At 53.0% G+C, this 19,078-nt stretch carries 15 protein-coding genes; 5 read left to right on the forward strand and 10 right to left on the reverse strand.

Translation table 11 applies throughout. The features are described from left to right. Positions 1-2 precede the first annotated feature (2 nt). From spoT to gmk, 3 genes are read right to left on the reverse strand one after another with little or no spacing between them, the layout of a single operon-like run. Positions 3-2,108: a bifunctional GTP diphosphokinase/guanosine-3',5'-bis pyrophosphate 3'-pyrophosphohydrolase gene (spoT, locus tag ABU178_RS00120; RefSeq protein WP_397210779.1), complete on the reverse strand. Its 2,106-nt coding sequence runs from the start codon at positions 2,106-2,108 to the stop codon at positions 3-5. Positions 2,109-2,128: 20 nt separating this feature from the next. Beyond that, entirely contained in the window at positions 2,129-2,404 is a 276-nt protein-coding gene (gene rpoZ, locus ABU178_RS00125) for a DNA-directed RNA polymerase subunit omega (RefSeq protein ID WP_016191359.1), read from the reverse strand. Between the two features lie 54 nt (positions 2,405-2,458). Then, a complete protein-coding gene (gene gmk, locus ABU178_RS00130) occupies positions 2,459-3,082 on the reverse strand; it encodes a guanylate kinase (RefSeq protein WP_397210781.1) in 624 nt (207 codons plus the stop codon). 245 nt (positions 3,083-3,327) lie between these two features. Here gmk and ligB point away from each other — a divergent pair, with 245 nt between their 5' ends. Continuing rightward, positions 3,328-5,133 (forward strand): NAD-dependent DNA ligase LigB, encoded by a 1,806-nt coding sequence (gene ligB / locus ABU178_RS00135; RefSeq protein ID WP_397210783.1) that lies wholly within the window; start codon positions 3,328-3,330, stop codon positions 5,131-5,133. Here ligB and ABU178_RS00140 read toward each other — a convergent pair. The 5 genes from ABU178_RS00140 to lpxP form a co-directional block, all read right to left on the reverse strand. Further along, the gene (locus tag ABU178_RS00140) at positions 5,014-5,631 is read right to left on the reverse strand and encodes a trimeric intracellular cation channel family protein (RefSeq protein WP_397210785.1); all 618 of its coding nucleotides are present in this window, start codon (positions 5,629-5,631) and stop codon (positions 5,014-5,016) included. The two genes, ligB and ABU178_RS00140, sit on opposite strands and share 120 nt — an antisense overlap. 344 nt (positions 5,632-5,975) lie before the next feature. Then, positions 5,976-6,620, reverse strand: coding sequence for an oligosaccharide flippase family protein (locus ABU178_RS00145; protein WP_397210787.1), 645 nt, complete (start codon positions 6,618-6,620; stop codon positions 5,976-5,978). Between the two features lie 782 nt (positions 6,621-7,402). Beyond that, a complete protein-coding gene (locus ABU178_RS00150) occupies positions 7,403-7,798 on the reverse strand; it encodes a polyketide cyclase (protein ID WP_397210789.1) in 396 nt (131 codons plus the stop codon). Positions 7,799-7,941: 143 nt separating this feature from the next. Next, positions 7,942-9,081 (reverse strand): alanine racemase, encoded by a 1,140-nt coding sequence (locus ABU178_RS00155; RefSeq protein WP_397210791.1) that lies wholly within the window; start codon positions 9,079-9,081, stop codon positions 7,942-7,944. 134 nt (positions 9,082-9,215) lie between these two features. Then, positions 9,216-10,139 (reverse strand): kdo(2)-lipid IV(A) palmitoleoyltransferase, encoded by a 924-nt coding sequence (lpxP, locus tag ABU178_RS00160; RefSeq protein WP_397210793.1) that lies wholly within the window; start codon positions 10,137-10,139, stop codon positions 9,216-9,218. Positions 10,140-10,778: 639 nt separating this feature from the next. Here lpxP and ABU178_RS00165 point away from each other — a divergent pair. After that, the gene (locus ABU178_RS00165) at positions 10,779-11,408 is read left to right on the forward strand and encodes a response regulator (RefSeq protein WP_397210795.1); all 630 of its coding nucleotides are present in this window, start codon (positions 10,779-10,781) and stop codon (positions 11,406-11,408) included. 16 nt (positions 11,409-11,424) lie between these two features. Then, positions 11,425-14,373, forward strand: coding sequence for an ATP-binding protein (locus tag ABU178_RS00170; protein WP_397210797.1), 2,949 nt, complete (start codon positions 11,425-11,427; stop codon positions 14,371-14,373). Here ABU178_RS00170 and ABU178_RS00175 read toward each other — a convergent pair. Together ABU178_RS00175 and ABU178_RS00180 are read right to left on the reverse strand one after the other, a co-directional pair. Beyond that, entirely contained in the window at positions 14,367-14,780 is a 414-nt protein-coding gene (locus ABU178_RS00175; protein WP_397210799.1) for a hypothetical protein, read from the reverse strand. The two genes, ABU178_RS00170 and ABU178_RS00175, sit on opposite strands and share 7 nt — an antisense overlap. Beyond that, a complete protein-coding gene (locus tag ABU178_RS00180; RefSeq protein ID WP_397210801.1) occupies positions 14,777-16,186 on the reverse strand; it encodes a peptidoglycan-binding domain-containing protein in 1,410 nt (469 codons plus the stop codon). The genes ABU178_RS00175 and ABU178_RS00180 overlap by 4 nt, the downstream gene beginning before the upstream one ends. Positions 16,187-16,390: 204 nt before the next feature. Here ABU178_RS00180 and ABU178_RS00185 point away from each other — a divergent pair, with 204 nt between their 5' ends. Both ABU178_RS00185 and gspD read left to right on the forward strand, forming a co-directional pair. Beyond that, a complete protein-coding gene (locus ABU178_RS00185) occupies positions 16,391-17,143 on the forward strand; it encodes a hypothetical protein (protein ID WP_397210803.1) in 753 nt (250 codons plus the stop codon). 9 nt (positions 17,144-17,152) lie between these two features. After that, positions 17,153-19,069, forward strand: a complete 1,917-nt coding sequence (gene gspD / locus ABU178_RS00190) for a type II secretion system secretin GspD (RefSeq protein ID WP_397210805.1) — start codon at positions 17,153-17,155, stop codon at positions 19,067-19,069. Positions 19,070-19,078 lie beyond the last annotated feature (9 nt).

The raw sequence follows: 19,078 nt of genomic DNA on the forward strand, positions 1-19,078 counted from the left end.
GACTAATTACGATTTCGGTGAACTTTAATCACATCCGGCATCACGCGAATTTTTCGCATAATGTTAGCCAGATGGACGCGATCGTGCGCGGTTAAACGGATAAAGGCGCTGTAAACACGGCCATCACGCTCTTCCGTATTCAGGCTCTGAATATTGGAACCGGCGGTGTTGATAGCGGCAGTCAGGTTTGCCAGCGCGCCCTGATGGTTAAACATATCCACCTTAATTTCGGCGACAAATTCCTGATCGGTCACTTTATCCCATTCAACCGGCATAAACTTCTCCGGCTCTTTCTGGTAACCGCGAATATTACGACAGGATTCGTGATGCACCACCAGGCCTTTGCCCGGACTGACGTGAGCGACAATGGGATCGCCGGGAATCGGTCGACAGCACTTGGCGAAGGTAATCAACACGCCGTCAGCGCCTTTAATCGGCAGCTTGCTGCGTTTGTTGCTGGTGAGCTTCGCGGTGCCGGACTGCAACAGATTCTTCGCAATCACCACGCTCATTGCATTGCCGAGGCCGATTTCCGCCAGCAGATCGTCAAGACCGGCCAGCTTCATACGGTCCAGCTCATGCTGAATATTTTCCGGCGGGATTTCCGCCAGCTTGCGGCTGCCGCCCAGCGCATGGCTGAGCAGACGCCGTCCCAGGTTAACCGAGTCTTCGCGCTTGAGGTTTTTCAGCAGCTGACGGATTTTGGCGCGCGCTTTTGAGCTGACGACAAAATTGAGCCAGGCGGCATTCGGACGCGCGCCTGGCGCGGTGATAATTTCCACGGTCTGACCGCTGGCCAGCGGCTGTGACAGCGGATAAGGCTGACGATCCACTCGAGCGCCAACGCAGGCATGACCAATATCGGTATGCACGGCGTAGGCGAAATCGACCGGCGTGGCGCCGGCCGGCAGTTCGACAATACGGCCTTCCGGGGTGAAAACGTAAATCTCATCCGGGAAAAGATCGGATTTTACGCTCTCGATAAATTCAAAGGAGCTGCCTGCGCTCTGCTGCAGTTCCAGCAGGCTCTGCAACCAGCGCTGCGCGCGGATCTGCGCGGTGGTGCCGCTTTCGCCCGCCTGCTTGTAGGCCCAGTGCGCCGCCACGCCCATCTCCGCCATCTGGTCCATATCTTCGGTACGGATCTGCACCTCTACCGGCACGCCGTGCGGGCCGATCATCGAGGTATGCAGCGACTGATAGCCGTTGGCCTTGGGGATGGCAATGTAATCTTTCATGCGGCCGGGACGCGGCTTATACAGGCTGTGCATCTGGCCGAGCACGCGATAACAGGTATCCACATCCTTCACGATGACGCGAAAGGCGTAAATATCCATGATTGAGTGAAATCGCTGCTCTTTCAGCGTCATTTTGCGGTAAATCGAGTAGAGATGCTTTTCGCGACCGCTGACGCGGCAGGGGATGCCCGCTTCCTGCAGGCGGCCATCAATTTCAGAAAGAATCTTCTGAATCATCTCTTTACGATTGCCGCGCGCCGCCTTTACCACTTCTTTGATGACGCGATAACGGTTGGGATAGAGCGCCTCGAAACCCAGCTCTTCCAGCTCGGTTTTCAGGTGATGAATACCCAGACGGTGGGCCAGCGGGCTGTAAATCTCCAGCGTTTCCAGCGCAATACGGCGACGTTTGTCCGGCCTTAGCGAGCCGAGCGTACGCATATTGTGGGTGCGGTCAGCCAGTTTAATCAGAATGACGCGGATATCCTGCACCATCGCCATGATCATTTTGCGGAAGTTTTCGGCCTGCGCCTCTTTCTTGTCGCGGAATTTCAGCTTATCGAGCTTGGAAACGCCCTCCACCAGTTCGGCAACGCTTTTGCCGAACAGTTGTTCCATATCCTGATAGGTGGCGGACGTGTCTTCGATAACGTCATGCAGCAGCGCGGCCATGAGGGTTTCATGATCCAACTTCATCTCCGCCAGTATGCAGGCGACCGCAACCGGATGGGTGATGTAAGGCTCGCCGCTGGAGCGTGTCTGTCCCTCGTGAGCATCACGCGAGACAAGGTAGGCTTGCTTGAGGCGCTTAATCTGGTCCTCAGGCAAGTATTTTTCAATCAGCTGATTGAGGCTCTCGAACAGATACAAGGTTTACCTGCAAGGTACGATTAACGACGACCTTCAGCGATAGCGGTAACGGCTTGTAATTCAGCGGCTTCCTGCTCTTGCTGCTCTTGACGATCACGCACATCCAGAATCTGGTTGGTGATCAAGCCCTCTTCGATTTCGCGCAGGGCGATAACGGTGGACTTATCGTTCTCTTCCGGCACCAGCGGATCTTTGCCGCCTACCTGCATCTGACGTGCACGACGTGCAGCGACCAACACCAGGTCAAAACGGTTACCAATTTTTTCTACTGCGTCCTGAACGGTTACGCGTGCCATAGGTGTGCTACTCCACAGATGAAGAAATGACTGGGCATCATACTGAAACTGAATTCAGACTGCCAATAGTTTGCTGATTAAAGCATCATGTCGGGCTTTTTGGCGGCTCATACGCAGACGTTCCGCACGAATAATGGTTTTCAGATCGGACAGCGCCAGATCGAAATCATCATTCACAATCAAATAATCGTACTCGGCGTAATGGCTCATTTCCGCCACCGCCTGCGCCATGCGTTTGGCAATGACCTCTTCGCTGTCCTGACCGCGGCCACGCAGACGACGATCCAGCTCATCTTTCGATGGCGGCAGAACGAAGATGCTACGGGCGCCGGGCATTTTTGCGCGAATCTGCTGCGCGCCCTGCCAGTCGATATCGAGGAAAACGTCCACGCCGGTGGCCAGCACCTGCTCAATCGCTTTGCGTGACGTACCGTAATAATTGCCAAACACTTCAGCGTGTTCAAGGAAAGCGTCTTCAGCGATCATCGCCTCGAACTCTGCTTTCGACACGAAATAGTAGTGCTCGCCATGTGCTTCACCGGGACGCACGCCGCGGGTGGTATGGGAAACAGACACCTGCGTATCGTACAGCGGCTGCGTTTTTAACAGAGCCTGAATCAGGCTGGATTTACCCGCGCCGCTGGGGGCGGAAACAATATAAAGCGTGCCTTGAGCCATGGTTATCTTGAATTGAGTAAAGAGCGGAGTCGATTTCCTGCCCATTATACACGGCTTGCGCACGCCACGCAGCGTTTGCGCACGCCGCTGCGTCAATTCTTTTTGCGCGCGGTCGCGCAGCACAAAAGAGACGCTGCTTTATTGCCGCCTTTTTCTGCGTAACGCGTTCCATTTTACTTTTCTCGTTCTGGTGGTTCTCCACGCCCTGTTTTTCAATGCGGAGAATACAGACGGGAGGCAGCAGAATGAAAGGATGCCGATGTGTCGTCGTGGCGCTGTTAATGTTTTTCACCGGAGGAGCGGGGGCGGTTTGTCCCGCCTGGACGCCAGCGCGCGCAGAAAAGGAGATCACCTTGCTGCAACAACAGCTGCGGCATTGGGATGAGGCTTACTACCGACAGGGCAAGAGCCTGATTACCGACGCCGATTACGACAGCCTGCAACAGCGGCTGCGCGAATGGCAGCACTGCTTTTCTCCGGCGTCTCCCGCCTATACCGCTCAACTGCCTGACAAGGGCGAGCGGCTGCATCCGGTCGCCCACACCGGGGTGAAAAAACTCGCGGACAAGCTCGCCGTGGCTTACTGGATGCAGGGCAAGGAGTCGCTCTGGGTACAGCCGAAAGTTGACGGTCTGGCGGTCACGTTGGTTTACCGTCAGGGCGAATTGGTTTCGCTTATCAGTCGCGGCGATGGCGTACGGGGCGAGGAGTGGTTTGATAAAGCCCATGATATTCCCGCGATTCCGCAGCGCATTCACACCGAGCTGCCGGAGATCATTCTGCAGGGCGAACTCTTCCTGCAGATGACCGATCATCAGCAGGCGAGGCAGGGTGGAAAAAATGCCCGTGCGCAGGTGGCTGGCACGATGATGAGCAAAATAGCCAGCCCGCTGCTCCCGGCTTTGGGGATTTTTATCTGGGCCTGGCCCGACGGGCCACAATCAATGCCTGCCCGGCTTGAACAGCTTGCGCAGTGGGGTTTTCCCCTGGCGAAGCAGTGGAGTCGCGAGGTCCGGGATGAAGAAGAGGTCGCTGAATGGCGCGATCACTGGTTCAACGCCGCTTTGCCTTTCGCTACCGATGGCGTGGTTATCCATCAGGCGCAGCGTCCTGCCGGAAAAAACTGGCTGCCCGGACAGGGTGACTGGGCCGTCGCCTGGAAATATCAGCCGCCGGTGGTCAGCAGCGAAGTGGTTTCCATGGATTTCACCGTGGGCCGCACCGGAAAAGTGTCGGTGGTGCTTAACCTGCTGCCGGTTCAGCTGGATGACAAAACGGTTAAGCGCGTGAATCTGGGATCGGTTCGGCGCTGGCGGGAACAGGATATTTTACCCGGCGATCAGGTAGCGTTAAGTCTGGCGGGACAGGGGATCCCCCGGCTCGAAAGAGTCGTCTGGCGCGTTGCCGATCGTGACTATCCTCAGCCGCCGGATGAGAACGCCCGGCACATGCTGAGCTGTTTTTACGCATCCGCTGAGTGTCGTGAGCAGTTTCTGGCGCGTCTGAGCTGGCTGAGCCGGAAAGCCGTACTGGATATTCCGGGTGTGCAACGCAGCACCTGGCAACGGCTGCTCTCGACCGATGAAATCACTCACCTTTTCTCCTGGCTGACGCTGCGTCCGGAACAGATCGCCTCTGCGTCAGGCATCAGCCTGGCTCGCGCAAAACAGATCTGGCACAGATTCAACCTGACGCGACAACAGCCGCTGCGCCGCTGGATCAGCGCGCTGGGCATTCCCTTGCCGCGAGCGGCGCTTAACGCGCTGGAAGATACCTGCTGGGAAGCGTTGCTGTCGCGCCAGACTGCCGACTGGCAGCGGCTGCCCGGCGTGGGAGCCGTGATGGCTGAAAAAGTTGTCACTCATTTGCGTGACGCGCAAACACAGCAGCTGATCGCTTTTCTGCAGCAGCAGGGCATTCCTGCCCTGCCATCAATGCTCGGGATGGGGATAGTTGAAAATCGGCAGACCCAGGCGGAAGCGCAGCGCAATCAAACGCGCGATGAAGCCGAACAGCAGCGTGATGATAATCACCGCCTCATGGGCCAGTGAAGTTTTCAGCAGCAGGATATAAATCCAGCCTGAGGCAAAAGCGATACCGGCATACAGCTCTTTCTGGAATACCAGTGGGATGCGATTACAGAACATATCGCGCAGCACACCACCAAATACGCCGGTAATCACGGCGCTGATCGCGGCGATAATAGCGGCATGACCGGTATCCAGCGCCACCTGAGCGCCGATAATGGAAAAAACCACCAGACCCAGCGCATCCAGCACCAGAAACACTTTGCGCAGATGGTTCATCAACGGTGCCAGAAACGTGGTCACAACCGCTGCTGCCGCCACAATCATGATGTATTCAGGATGTTTGACCCAGCCGAGCGGATAGTGGCCAAGCAGGATATCGCGGACTGAACCGCCGCCAATGGCAGTGACGGAGGCAATAATAATCACGCCAAACAGATCCATTTTACGACGGCCAGCCGCCAGCGCGCCGGTCATTGCTTCTGCGGTGATGCCAATAATGTAGAGAACGGTTAATAGCATAAGGAACTCCGTAATGTTGGCAGCAAAGCTAAAGTTTAAAGCCGATCCAGACCACTGAGTTTTTCTAAAATGAGCACTTCGGATTAGTTTAACTAAATCGAAGCAAGCATGATGCCTTGTAAATGACAGTGATGAGGTGTTTTTCGTTTTTCTTTCAGATAGATTATTTCGATGCGAAGCAAAGGCTACAGGTTTTCGAGCCGTTGTTTCAACACGCCGAGGCGATGAGGGATTTTCAGAAGATAACGCGAGGCCGGATAATAAAAAGAAAAAAGCGTGCTGGTTTGCAGCACGCGAATGCACCTTTTCAGATGCCCAGAGCCCACCATACAGACTTATTATATTTATCCGTTTCTGACATGAATTTGGGTCAGACCTTTAATGCTGAATCGATATTCTGGTTGAAACCAGGGGCGGCCATAATAGCAGTAGATTAGCATTCTGACGGAAACCATCGCCAGATAACCCCAGATAGCGCATAAAACCGAAGGCGTCAGCCAGACGGTAAACAGCGTTACGCTCAGGCCAGCCAATACCGATGCCGTTTCGGTAAAAGCGATTTTGGTATATTCTTTTTCGCGCTGTAATATTGCGCGGTAATGTTGGCCTTGCGGAATAACAATAAATATGACGGAAAGCATCTCCAGCATAATTGCTAATTCCGGTTGGTTCATTATCTGACTAAAAATATCACTGCCGATAAAAAGAACAGCGAAGATGGCCAGGCCGATTAAAACGTTCCCCCAATAGAGAATAGATAATTCTCTGACGGAAAGCGTTTGGTTACGAATAATGCCATTGGCAAATCCGCGATCGGACAGCGTATCAATAACCAGTAACATCACCACTGCAATTGCCAGTAAATCGAGCTCTTTTGCTTCAAGTATTTGTGCCAGAAGGGAGAGTTGTAAAACACCAATTCCAACAATTTTAATGGATGATAATAATGACCATTTTGCGGCGGTTAAACTTCTTCCTCGTATCGCCATATTATGCTCGTTATGGTACATGTACCAGTGCAAAGAGAAGGGGTACATGAAGGCAAGCAATCACTCGCAATCATGCAGGACTTAATTAATGCAACGTTTCTCTGAAATCATCCTGAAATGCGTAATCAGGATTGCCTTGTTATTATAGGTTCAATCAAATAATGCTCAGCGGTAAAAAATATCCCTGGCTTGGCGGCTGGCTTTTCCTCATCAGAATTACCTGCTGTCAGGCAAAATTCCGTGAGTTGATGAATAAACCCTGTTGTAGTTGCATATTCTCCTGCCAGAGTCCGGCTGGCCTGCTCAACAGATTTCTTTTTATAAAAGCAATGGATCGGTTGAGCGTTCCATTTAATTTTCCCTGCTGCTGTTTTTATAGGTGTTGCTGTGTGTGAAATGAGTTATACCGCGTTTTCTTTCAATTAACACCATGAGAAAAATCTGATAAGTTTTTTAAGGGAATAAATGGATTCAGACTTTGCATGAGTATTAATAAGCGAGCATTTACTGCTTTATTAATCAACGCGGGAAACAAAACCAGAATATAAGCAGGCTTTATACCTGCAAATGGAAAAAGTGATGAAAAATCAGCGTTTGCACCTTCCGCTCAGCTGCTACCGAGCCAGGAATTTCCTGAGGCAAATGCTTTAGCTGGCCTGGTGTGTTTAACATTTTACACGGGATAGTAAAAAAAACAGATTAACAGCGCTACGTAAAAAAATATCGCTTCATCCTGAAGCGACCGGGGGTGAATAAACTTTATTTTCCATAACAGCTTGGTTTTATTGAGTTAACAACCGGTACAGGCTGTCGAGATCGCGTTTAACCCACGCAATATCCTGCTCAAATTTCTCATCGGACATCAGCGGCTGGCGGTAAACCGTGATGATGACTTCGGCGCCCTGTTCATTAGCGATAATGCGCATCGGCATATAAATCTCTTTGCCAAAGCCCGTATCGATCCAGTGATCCATCACGCCGTAAGGATTGTGCGCGGTAAAACGGATTTTTACCGTGCCTTCAGGACCTTTGGTTTTCCAGTGATTGCCTTCCGGCTCCAGCGTTCCACTGCTTAATCCGGCAGCCCATTTCGGGAAATAGTCCGGTTTCCAGATGGTTTCATACAAATCTAACCAGTTACGGGGAATCGTCAGGCTCAGGGTACGTGATGGCAGCATGTTACCTCCAGAAAGCGGCAGAAAAGGTGATTAAACCATGCGTAGTCTGGTCTGCAAACTCCCCGGAGAGGGAAGTGTGTAACAGATGTCATTTAACCACGCGACAGGAACGAGCCAGACATGTCCGGCTCGCGCATTGGTTGTCAGAGAAACTGGCCGCGCCCTTCAACGTCATGGGTTTCGCCGCTGCCATCTTCCTGGCGCAGCACAAACGTGTCGGATTGCGCCATCACCGCACAGCTATGATTGGGGAAAACACGTAGCAGCGCGCCAGGCTGCGGCGCCTCCTGATAAGTAACAAAGCCATGCTCCTCAGAGAGCTTGATGACCTCGTAACAGGTTCCTTGTTCATCTACCGCGATGCCGAAGCCGCTGGCGTTAGTGCCGTGCGGACCTTTATCCGAGCTGAGCATTTTGGAACCGGCATCAATAATTGCATAATGCGCATTCACCGCGACAACGCGGGTAACAACGGAAAGCGCCAGATTATCCGCTGCGCTCAGGCCGAGCCGACAGGCTGTCAAATCTAACAGCGCATAATTACCCGGTCGGATTTCCGCGATGCCGCTGGCCACAGGCGCGGCCAGGGCCGTTGGCGTTGCGCCGACAGAGAGCGGACAGGGCGCGAATCCCGCAGCGATCAGTCGCGCCTGAAGCGCCTTCATCAAGCGCGCCTCTTCTGCCGCGATGGCGATAATGGCATCAACGTTGCCCGCGCCGTAAGCATGACCGGCATGGGCAAGCAAACCGGCAAAACACAGCCCATTTGCAGCGATTGTCTGCGCCAGCTGCAGCGCGGCATCAGAATGGGGATCGACACCAATACGATGCAGCCCGACATCCACTTTGATAGCAACGGCGATGGTCGCATCCGGCTGCGCTGCTGCGGCATCCGCAATGGCCTGCACGCCAGCCAGCGCGTCGACGATCAGCGTAATGCGCGCCTGATGCGCGGCGGCGGTCTGTAATAAATCAAACAGGGTTTCTGCTTTGATAACCGGATAGGCCAGCAGCAGATCGCGCTCGCCGCCCAGAATAAAGGCAACGGCTTCGCTGGGCTTGGATACGGTAATTCCCTGCGCGCCAAGAGCATGCTGCTGCCGGGCAATCAGTACGCTTTTGTGGGTTTTCACATGTGGACGCAGCGTCACGTTAGCCGCCTGCGCTTTTTGCTGCATCTGCTGAAGATTGCGCGTCAGGCGCGCCGCATCGATTTCAATATAAGGCGTTAAGCGATCGTCATAAAACACACGCCGTAAGCCAGCTTCAAAGCTCTGTTCCATCTTGTTTACTCTTTGTCGACGGGATGAAAACGCGTGCGCTCATCTTAATCGAAACGTTAACAGACGTCGGGAGAGTTTTGCGGCGGCGGTTAAACGCCAGATAAAAAAGCAGGCTTCAAAGCCTGCTCAGCGATTCAGACGTAAAGTGAGGCTTCACCCGGCGGGCGGGTTTTGAAGCGGCGATGCAGCCAGAGATACTGCTCTGGGGCACGCAGGATCTCCGTCTCAATCACCTTATTCATATAGGCGGCAGCGGCTGACTCATCATCATAGGGATAGCCTTCCAGCTCCGGTTCAATGATTAGCTGGTAGCCATCTTTGCTGCGGTTACGAATCAGCACAATGGTTAACATGGCCGGTTTAGCCAGCTTCGACAGCACATAGGTGCCGTTAGTGGTGGCTGCCTTATCGACGGCAAAAAGCGGAGCGAAGATGCTGCCTTTCGGGCCGTAATCCTGATCCGGCGCAAACCACACGGCTTCGCCCTGCTTCAGGGCCTGCACCATGCCGCGCAAATCTTTACGGTCGATCATCGCTTTATTGGAACGCATACGCCCTTTGGTTTGCGCCCACTCCATTGCCCGATTGTTATGCGGGCGGTACATCGCCATCATTGGCTGGCAGAGACCGGTAATGCGTCCCCCCAGTTCGAGCGACATAAAATGCACGCCAATCACCATCACGCCACGCTTATGGTTTTGCGCCAGCTCCAGATTTGCGATGCCTTTTACCTGAAACAGCCGCTTCACGCGCTGATCGGACCAAAACCAGGCGATGCCGGTTTCTGCCAGCGCCATGCCCAGCGAGGCGAAGTTTTCCGCCACGATGCGCTCTTTTTCTGGCTCGCTGAGATGGGGAAAGCAGAGATCCATATTACGGCGGGTAATTTTTTCACGGCGCTTGAGGAAATGGCGGGAAAACTTACCGGCCAGCGCGCCAAGACGGATTAAAGCGGGATAGGGAAGCTGCACCAGCAGCCAGAGCACTCCCAGTCCGAACCAGGTAAACCAGTAGCGCGGATGGAGCAGGGAGGAACAGAACTGTCCTGTCTTTTTCATATATGCCTTTATGTGATAAATCGATGTATCGCATAAAGAACATTCCTTTTATTTCCTCAGGCGCTACGAGTCTTTAACTCTGACCGGCACGGTAGCAGAAAGTGCCATTAAAGAAAGGTAAAGGTTGCAATCTCCAGGATTGAGGCTTTTTGTGGTACTGGTATTAAATGAAAAATAGTGCTTATCGGACAGATGGTTATAAATTCCACGCCGACAAAAAAATAGAGGAAAAAAAAGAAAAGTAATTTTTAACGGCTTAGCGGCAGGCTGAAGCGCCAAATTGATCCAGATCAAGTTAAGTAGCATTTGCATACAAATTCTGTGATTGGGTTATTTTCTGAGCAGCGGTCTGTGATACACTCACCGCGCAAAAAAACAGCCAGTAGCTTTACCTTTTTATTAGTGAAAACAGCATATTGGTATGCATTATTTAGTTATTAATTAAAGCGTATCGTTCCATATCAAATTAATTGCTGGCGTTATTATCGCCGTTACGGCTGTAAGATTTTTGTATTATTTAAAGGAAAATTGTTAATTAAAGTTTTGGTTTGCTTCAACAGCGTGTCTTTTTTGCGGATGTCGCCAGACGTATCATGTTTTTTTCTCCCTTTTCAGTCTTATCCAGGTATTTCATTCATCATGTTTGAAGCTCTGATTGTCGATGATCATCCCGTGGTTCTGTTAGCGGTAAAAATGCTCCTGCAACGTTGTGATATTGTTGTCAGCGCAGAAACCGGCTGCGGCTATGATGCGTTAAAAAAAGCGCGGCTGATTAAGCCCGAGCTGGTTATTCTGGATATCGGTTTGCCGGGAATGGATGGCCTGGAACTGCTTTCGCGATTAAAAAACCTCAATAGTCAAAGTCGCATTCTGGTGCTCTCATCAAAGCCAGCTGAAAGCTGGGCATTGCGCTGCGCCAGAGCCGGCGCGTCTGGCTTCGTGGCGAAAGATGAAGGGCTGGGCGAGCTGGAAGATGCGATTAAAGCCGTACGCAAAGGAAAATTGTGGTTTCCCGCCTCTCTGGGTCCTTCGCTGCTGGGCGCGGCATCCGCTACAGATAAAAAGTCGGGGACACAGGATTTGTCGCCGCGCGAGCTGGCGGTATTGCAGTACCTTGCTGTCGGCTGGGCGAATAAACGCATTGCTGACGAACTTAACCTGAGCTGTAAAACCATCAGCACGTATAAAACGCGTTTGTTGAAGAAGCTGAGCGCCAACTCCCTGATTGAACTTATCGATATTGCAAAGCAGCAGGCATTAGTCAGCTAATTCAGGTAATGCCCTCATGTTAAGCGTCATTATTCGGATAGGTGTCGCCCTGTGGGCGCTGCTCTCTTTTCACGTCTGGTCAGCGGCCCCCTGCGCCAACTTTAACCCGCTGGCGCCGCTGCCTGACAGCTCCCGCCATTACAGCCAGGATAAATTTATCCTCTCGCCGGAGGAGAAAGCCTGGATCCAGGCCCACCCGGTGGTACGCGTGGTGATTACCGATTCTTACGCGCCCTATGCCTTTGTTGATAATCACGAAAATTTCAACGGCATCAGTTCGGACCTGTTTACCATTATTCGCATTTTTACCGGCCTGAGTTTTACCGTCAGCACCACGCAAAGCGCGAACGAAATGGTAAATAAAATTAAAACCGGGCAGGCGGAAATGATTGGTGCCATCACGCCGGATAATCAATATCGTGATGTGGTGGCTTATTCAAAGTACTGGCAGCGCAATGATTACGTCTTGCTGGCAGCCAGCCAGCCTGATGCGCCACAACAGATCGCTGATGTTAAGGGAAAAAAGCTTTCCGTGCGGGAAGGAAGCCCGGCAGCGGCCTGCATCCGGGAGCGCTTTCGTGACGTCCAGGTAGTTGAGGCGGATAATGCGTCACAGGCGGTAGACTTGCTGTTGGATGGCAAAGTCAGCGGTGCCATCACAACCCTAAAGAACGCGCAATATCAGGTGAAAAATTATGGCGAAGCGCGGCTGAAATATACGCCGGTTCTGCCTGACATGCAGGCTTACCTCGCCTTCGGCATCGCTAAAAACGATCCCGAGCTTTTGAGCATCGTCAATAAAGTGCTGGACGTCGTTTCCAACAACGGCATTGAAAACCTTAATAAAAGCTGGGATGCGGATAAGCTGGTGGAAGGCGGCGGCATCTGGCGGACGTGGCATCAAAATTTCCTGAAGATAACGCTGGGATCCTTTACCTTTATTCTGTTCTCGTTGCTCTGGGGCATCTACCTGCGCAAGCAATACCTTGCCTGTAAATATGCCAAACAGGGCATCAGCGAAAACCTGCGCTTTATGAATGTCATCATGAATGGCGTGCCAACACCGATTTACGTGCGTGACAGAAACGGCGCTCTGATTTCCTGCAACAACAGTTATCTGGAGGCGCTGGGGCTGAAGGGCGATGCGGTGATTGGGCGCGATATTCAGGCGGTGCCGTTACAGTGGCCGATAGCGAAGGTACTTCATGCGGATTATCTTCAGGTGATGTCGGAAGGTAAACCGCTGATGGGCGACAGAACGCTCTCCTTCCAGGATCCCGCTTTCGACAGAACCGTGTTTCACTGGATCATGCCTTATTATGACGGGCAGGGAGAGATCTCCGGCGTCTACTGCGGATGGCATGATATTACCGAACGACAGAAGCTGATGGACGAGCTGGAAGATGCGCGTGCCCGCGCAGAAGAGGCGAACAAAGCGAAATCAACGTTTCTTTCCACCATGAGCCACGAGCTGCGCACTCCCCTGAACGCCATCATTGGCATTCTTGAGCTGACGCTAAAAAACAAACGACAGGAAAAAAGCGATGCCGAGCTGCTTGGCGTTGCGTATGAAGCCGCATCCGGCATGGTTGAGCTGGTTGGCGATATACTCGATATCTCCCGTATTGAATCGGGTCATCTTGCCCTGGAGAGGGAGGCTGCAGATATCAGCGCGCTGACCCAGTCGGTGATGCGTATTTTCCAGGGACCTGCTACGCAAAAACAGCTGCGTCTGTCATTGCGCTGCGACGGTGAAAATAATGCACAACTGCTGATCGATCCGCTGCGCTATAAACAAATCCTTTCTAATCTGATCAGCAATGCGCTGAAGTTTACTTCTGAAGGCGAAGTCAGGGTCAGTTTGTCTGTGCAGGCGGAAAACAGGCACGAGAGCGAGGTGACGGTCACGGTGACCGATACCGGCCCCGGTATCAGCCAGAGAGATCAGAAAAAACTTTTTGCGCCGTTCAGTCAGCTTGCCTCCTCGTGCGCGAACGCGCGTCAGGGCGCAGGACTGGGTCTGGTTATCAGCCGCGCCCTGTGCGAAAAAATGGGCGGTCAGCTGCAACTCGAAAGCGTTCCCGGCCTGGGGACGCGGGTGAGCTTTACCCTGACCCTGCCGGTGGCGCAGGAGGAGATTAACAAAACAGAGCAAACCCTTACGGGCGTTGAGGAGAATAAACCTGGACTGCGCCTGTTGATTGTAGAGGATTACAAGCCTAACCGTATGCTGCTGAAACAGCAGTTGCAGTTCCTTGGACATCAGGTCGATGAAGCCACGAACGGTAACGAAGGGTATTCGCAATGGGCGAACGGCGAGGGTTATGACGCGGTGATCATTGATTATAATCTGCCTGAACTGAACGGCTGCGAGCTGAGTCGTAAAATTCGTCAGCAAGAGAGGGCGCAGCATTTGAGCGCGACGGTGCTGATTGGCTTTACCGCCAACGCACGCGCAGAAGCGATGGAAAAATGCCTGGAGGCGGGCATGGATGACTGCCTGTTTAAACCCGCCTCGCTTGAGCAGATCATGCACATCCTGGAAAAACAGTGTCAGCAACCTTCTGTGGCGATACCTGTTCCCGACAGCAAGACGCAGAATATCCGTAAAAGCGTCGAAACAATGGTGGGCGGCGATATGCAGGTGGCGCTCTCTTTCCTGCAAGAAGTCAGGCAGCAGCTGCAACAGGACAACCAGGCGCTGGCAGAGATCGCGTTGCGTCAGGAACGGAACGAGCTGGCTGACCTGGCGCATAAAGTGAAAGGGCTCGCCAGGATACTCAGCCATCAGGCGGTGGCGGCCTGTTGCGATGAAATTGAACAGCTGAACGAGACGCAGAGTGAGCGCGACGGCTTTCCTCTGCATGCGCTTCACCAGCTTGAAGACGCCATTGCGGCGTTTGCCGCTGAAGTGGAACAGATCCGTGCGGAAATGGCGCAGGCGTTAACTGCGCAAACTCACTGAGCGGAGCGTTCCTTCAGCGCTTTAGCGATGCTTTCATAGAGCCGCTGCCGGTAGGCTGATTGCTCAGCATCCTCCGCGATCTGCAAGGCAAAATCGGGCATCGCTTTGGCTTTCTGAGGTAATTCCTCCACAGCAGAGGCGGAATTGAACGGCAAAACGGCTGTTTTCACCGGCAGCGGGCGGGTGGCATAAACATAGTGAATATCTACCTTCTGCGGCGCATCATTCGCCGTCGCCTGCTGTTGGCTAATCACCTGAAAAAAGCCGTACAGCGTGACGCTGGTAAAGCCCAGCGCAAAAGAGACGACAACCACAGCCAGCCAGAAAAGAGGACGACGTGTGGAGAAGATCGCGGCGTTGGCTGGCGCGGCGCGCACAATGCTGAACGATTTTATCAACGCTCTCATTCTTCCTTCCGATCGATTTTCAATGCGGGCGCGTCACCCGTTTGCTGGTTCAGCGCCATGACGGTGTAGATGCCCGCGCTGCCGTCAGCCTGCAAGCCTGCGCTTTTCTGAAAGCGTTTTACCCGCTCCTTCAGCTCGGCGCTCCATTTCTCCGTTGCCAGCGGATTCAGCAGTAAAACGTGGCTGAGCTTGCTGTCGAGCCAGTGGATGTCCTGCGCTGGCGAGCGGGGCGAGATTTTATCGGCGGAAGAGGGCAGCAGCTTCGAGAACAGCGTCACGCGGGAGGTGGCATGGCGGGAAAACCATGACTCTGTGGCGCGCCAGGTTTTTCCGGCAATCAGCATATCAACATGATTACCCGTCACGCCCGCCACGACGGCGTAATAGCGTTTGTCCCGCAACACAATTTCAGCAATCCATGGATGGCCGTCATCAATAAGCGCCGCCAGATTTTTACTGGCGGTTAAGCAGAACAGATTCGCCCGTACGCTGTTTTCACAGGATGCCTCCTTCAGCGTAACGTCATAACCCCATACCCGAAACAGCTGCTGCATCGCCTGTTCGCGAGAAGCGGAAACCGCCTCCAGGCCGGGAGCGGAAGAGGCAGGGCCAGCGGTGGGAAGCTGGCTTTCCAGCCATGACACATTTTTGTCTTTTGTTGCCCAGGCGGCATAGCCCGACGTCAGGCAAAGCAGTACCGCCAGCAGCAGCGTTTTTTCGCCGCTCAGCCAGCGGCCATAGCAGGCTCTGATCGCCGCCCGGATATGGCCCGTCGTGACGTGCGCCGGGGTTACGCTGCACAAATAGCTGCGCGTGCTGAGCATCAACAAACGGATCTGTTCAGGCGCGCGGCGACCCGCCCTGATAAGCTGCTTTTTATCTCTGCTACTGAAGCCGGTATCCGTAATGCCGCGCTGTTCCAGCTCTCTCTCCAGCCAGGCCAGGCACTCCCGCTCTGTTAAACGCCTGAGTAAAAAACGGGAAATCGTTAGCGGTCTGAGGCCGCAGGTCAGCGCTTTTTTATCTGCGCCACAGGCCAGCAAAATAAGCCCGCTAAAAACCCGATCCGGAGCCAGCGCCAGCGCAGCCAGGCGCGCAAAGCAAGCTGGGGTAAATTTTTCCACACCGGTGATGATCACCGGTTGAGAAATCTCGCTTGCGCGCGCGTGTTGCAGGTAGCGCGGCCAGTCAGGCCGGGCGCCATCAAGCGTAATAGCCGCCGGAAACACGTCACGCAGCGCCTGGCAGAATGCCTGGATAGTTAAATCGCTCTTGCTCTCAACCAGGCAGTGAATATTCTGCTCAGCCAGATAATAAACGGCCTGAAACAGGTTTTGATAATATTCGGTTTGTTTAATTAGTACGTCACTGTCTTTACAGGAAATTCTAAGGTCAGGCGAATTCATAGCGTTGTATTTAATAAGGAAAGGTGGTGGCGTGGCGCAATATTACTGGAGTATTATCCCTGCTGATAAAATAACCATCCTGATAGCTTTGTGATGCAGACCTTTATATTTGTCGCTGCATCAAAATAAATTATAAAATGCTCATTATTTCAGCATAGAAATAGCTTACCCTGTTTTTGCTGGGTAAGGAGATAGCCAGAAAAAATGGGTAAGTTGCAAACATATCGCGCTGTGTTGACAGCTTTAGCGTCACTGGGAATAGCCGCGGGGGCAACGTTTGCCGCTTATCAAAATATCCTGCTGCTAAGCCGCTACAGCCCGGATTCTCCTCAGCCGGTACCTTCCGCCGCGTCCGAAGCCGCCTCTTATACTGCTATCGCCTCTTTGTTCAACGAAGCCCGGCGCTCGCAGGCGGAAGTGAAAGCCGCAGTGACGCCTTTCGACCACAGACTGCTCGGGATTAGCTACAGCGATAATCCCTTGTTATCGATGGTGACGTTACGCAAAGGGAACCGACAGCAGAGTTATCACGCCGGGGAAAAAATTGACGGCCACCCTGATGCGCGCATTATTCATATCGCCAGAGAGCAGGTGGATATTGCAAGCTACGGCAAAATTATTCATCTCGCTTTTAAAAAGCGTCCTGAGAGTACGCCTCGTTTATTGCCTGATGCGACGGTAAAACCGCGCGTTTTACAGGATGGGGGAAAACTTATTCCTCTTTACCGGGAAAATGAAATCGTATCCTGGCGCTTTTTACCTGCCTCTCTGAATTTCAGCCATGAACGGTGGCGTTTAGGTAAGGATGACATCGTTCTGGCGGTTAACGATCTCGACATAATGATATCGCAAAACAGCGAGCAGATTGAACGTCTGTGGGAAACGGCCACGCATGCAAAAGTAGATATTTTGCGTGACGGAAAAAGGATTACCCTGGAAATTGATGCCAATAAATAGTGCCTTTATATGAAAACGCTTTTATTACATGCCTGCCTGCTCTCCTCTTTGCTGACTGCGCCGCTTGTGACATCTGCCGCTAATTTTAGCGCCAGCTTTCAGGACACGGATATTCATGATTTTATCGATATCGTCAGTCAGAACCTGAATAAACCCATTCTGGTGGATCCCTCGATTCAGGGAAAAATTTCGGTCAGAAGCTATGACATGTTCACCGAGGAGGAGTATTACCAGTTTTTCCTCAGCGTGCTGGATCTCTACGGTTACAGCATCGTGCCGATGGACAACGGTTTTCTGAAAGTCATTCGTTCCAGCAAGGTAAAAACGGCCGGAACGCCCATCGCCGATCAGGTTAATCCGGGCAAGGGCGATGAAGTGATTACGCGCATGGTACAAATGCATAACGTTCCCGCGCGCGATTTAGCCCCGCTCCTGCGCCAGCTGAATGACGCCAATGGCACAGGCAACGTGGTGCATTATGAACCCGCTAACGTGGTTATCCTGACCGGTAAAGCAATGATCGTGAATCGTCTGGTTGAGGTGATTGAGCGCGTTGACCGCGCCGGCATTCAGCAGCGTGAAACCGTGGCGGTGAGAAACGGCTCGGCGAAAGAGCTGGCGGAACTGCTCAATCAGCTCAGTAATGAGGAGCTGAAAGGACAGAACGCGAGCGCGCTGATGGCAAAAGTGGTGGCGGATCAACGCACTAATACCCTGGTTATCAGCGGCTCTCCGCAGGCGCGCAGTAAAACGCGTGAGATTATCCATCGGCTGGATAAAGAGGGCGGCTTTCAGGACAACACCCGCGTGTTTTATTTGCGCTATGCCAACGCCACGCAGATTGCCGATGTGCTGACCGGCATTGGCGAAAAGTTTGCCGCTGCCCAGAACGGGAAAAGCGCGAAAACAGCGGCGCTGAGCAGCAATGAGATCAGCGTTGCGGCAGATACGCAAACCAATTCGCTGATCGTTACCGCGCCCCAGGGCGTGATCTCCTCGCTGGAGAAAGTGATTCAACAGCTGGATATCCGACGTTCTCAGGTGCTGGTGGAAGCGATCATTGCGGAAGTGCAGGATGGCAGCGGCCTGAATCTGGGGATTCAGTGGAATTCCCGCTACGGCGGCGCGCAGTTTACCGATACCGGTCTGCCGATAGCTAATTTGAAAAAAGACAACATCCTCAACGGGGCGGTAAACGGCCTCGCCACCGGTTTTTTCCGCGGCGACTTCAGCGCCTTGCTGACGGCGCTGGCGCAGGATGCCAAAAGCGAAATTCTCTCTACGCCCAGCGTGGTGACGCTGGATAATAAAGAGGCCTCCTTTAATGCCGGTCAGGATGTCCCGGTATTATCGGGATCGCGCACCACCACCAGCGATAACAACGTGTTTAATACTGTAGAGCGTAAAACGGTCGGCACCAGGCTGAAGGTCACGCCGCAAATCAACGACGGCAACACCGTACAGTTAAAAATCGAGCAGGAGGTTTCCAGCGTGGATAAAACTTCCAGCGAAGCGGGCAATCTGGGCCCGACGTTTAATACGCGAACCATCAGCAATGAGGTGATTGTCAACAACGGGCAAACGGTGGTGCTGGGGGGCTTAATCGAGGACGTTAACAAGCAGAACGTCTCTAAAGTCCCGCTGCTGGGCGATCTCCCGCTGGTCGGCCAGTTTTTCCGCTACACCTCCAGCGAAAAAAGCAAACGTAACCTGATGGTGTTTATTAAAACCACCATCATTCCCGACGATGAAGTTTACGGTCACGTTTCCGGCAAAAAGTATCGCCATATACGCGCCGATTTTGAGCAGCGTAGCGAAAAGCCTGTCTCCGGCATTTTACCTCCGCCTGACGACGTAATGTTGCCGCCGCTGACGCCGCCCGCTGGCAGTAAAGCCGAACGCGGACGCAATCCTTTTCGGCAGTAACGCGGGGCG

Source organism: Pantoea osteomyelitidis, from assembly GCF_044342975.1.
GTDB classification, from domain to species: domain Bacteria; phylum Pseudomonadota; class Gammaproteobacteria; order Enterobacterales; family Enterobacteriaceae; genus Pantoea; species Pantoea osteomyelitidis.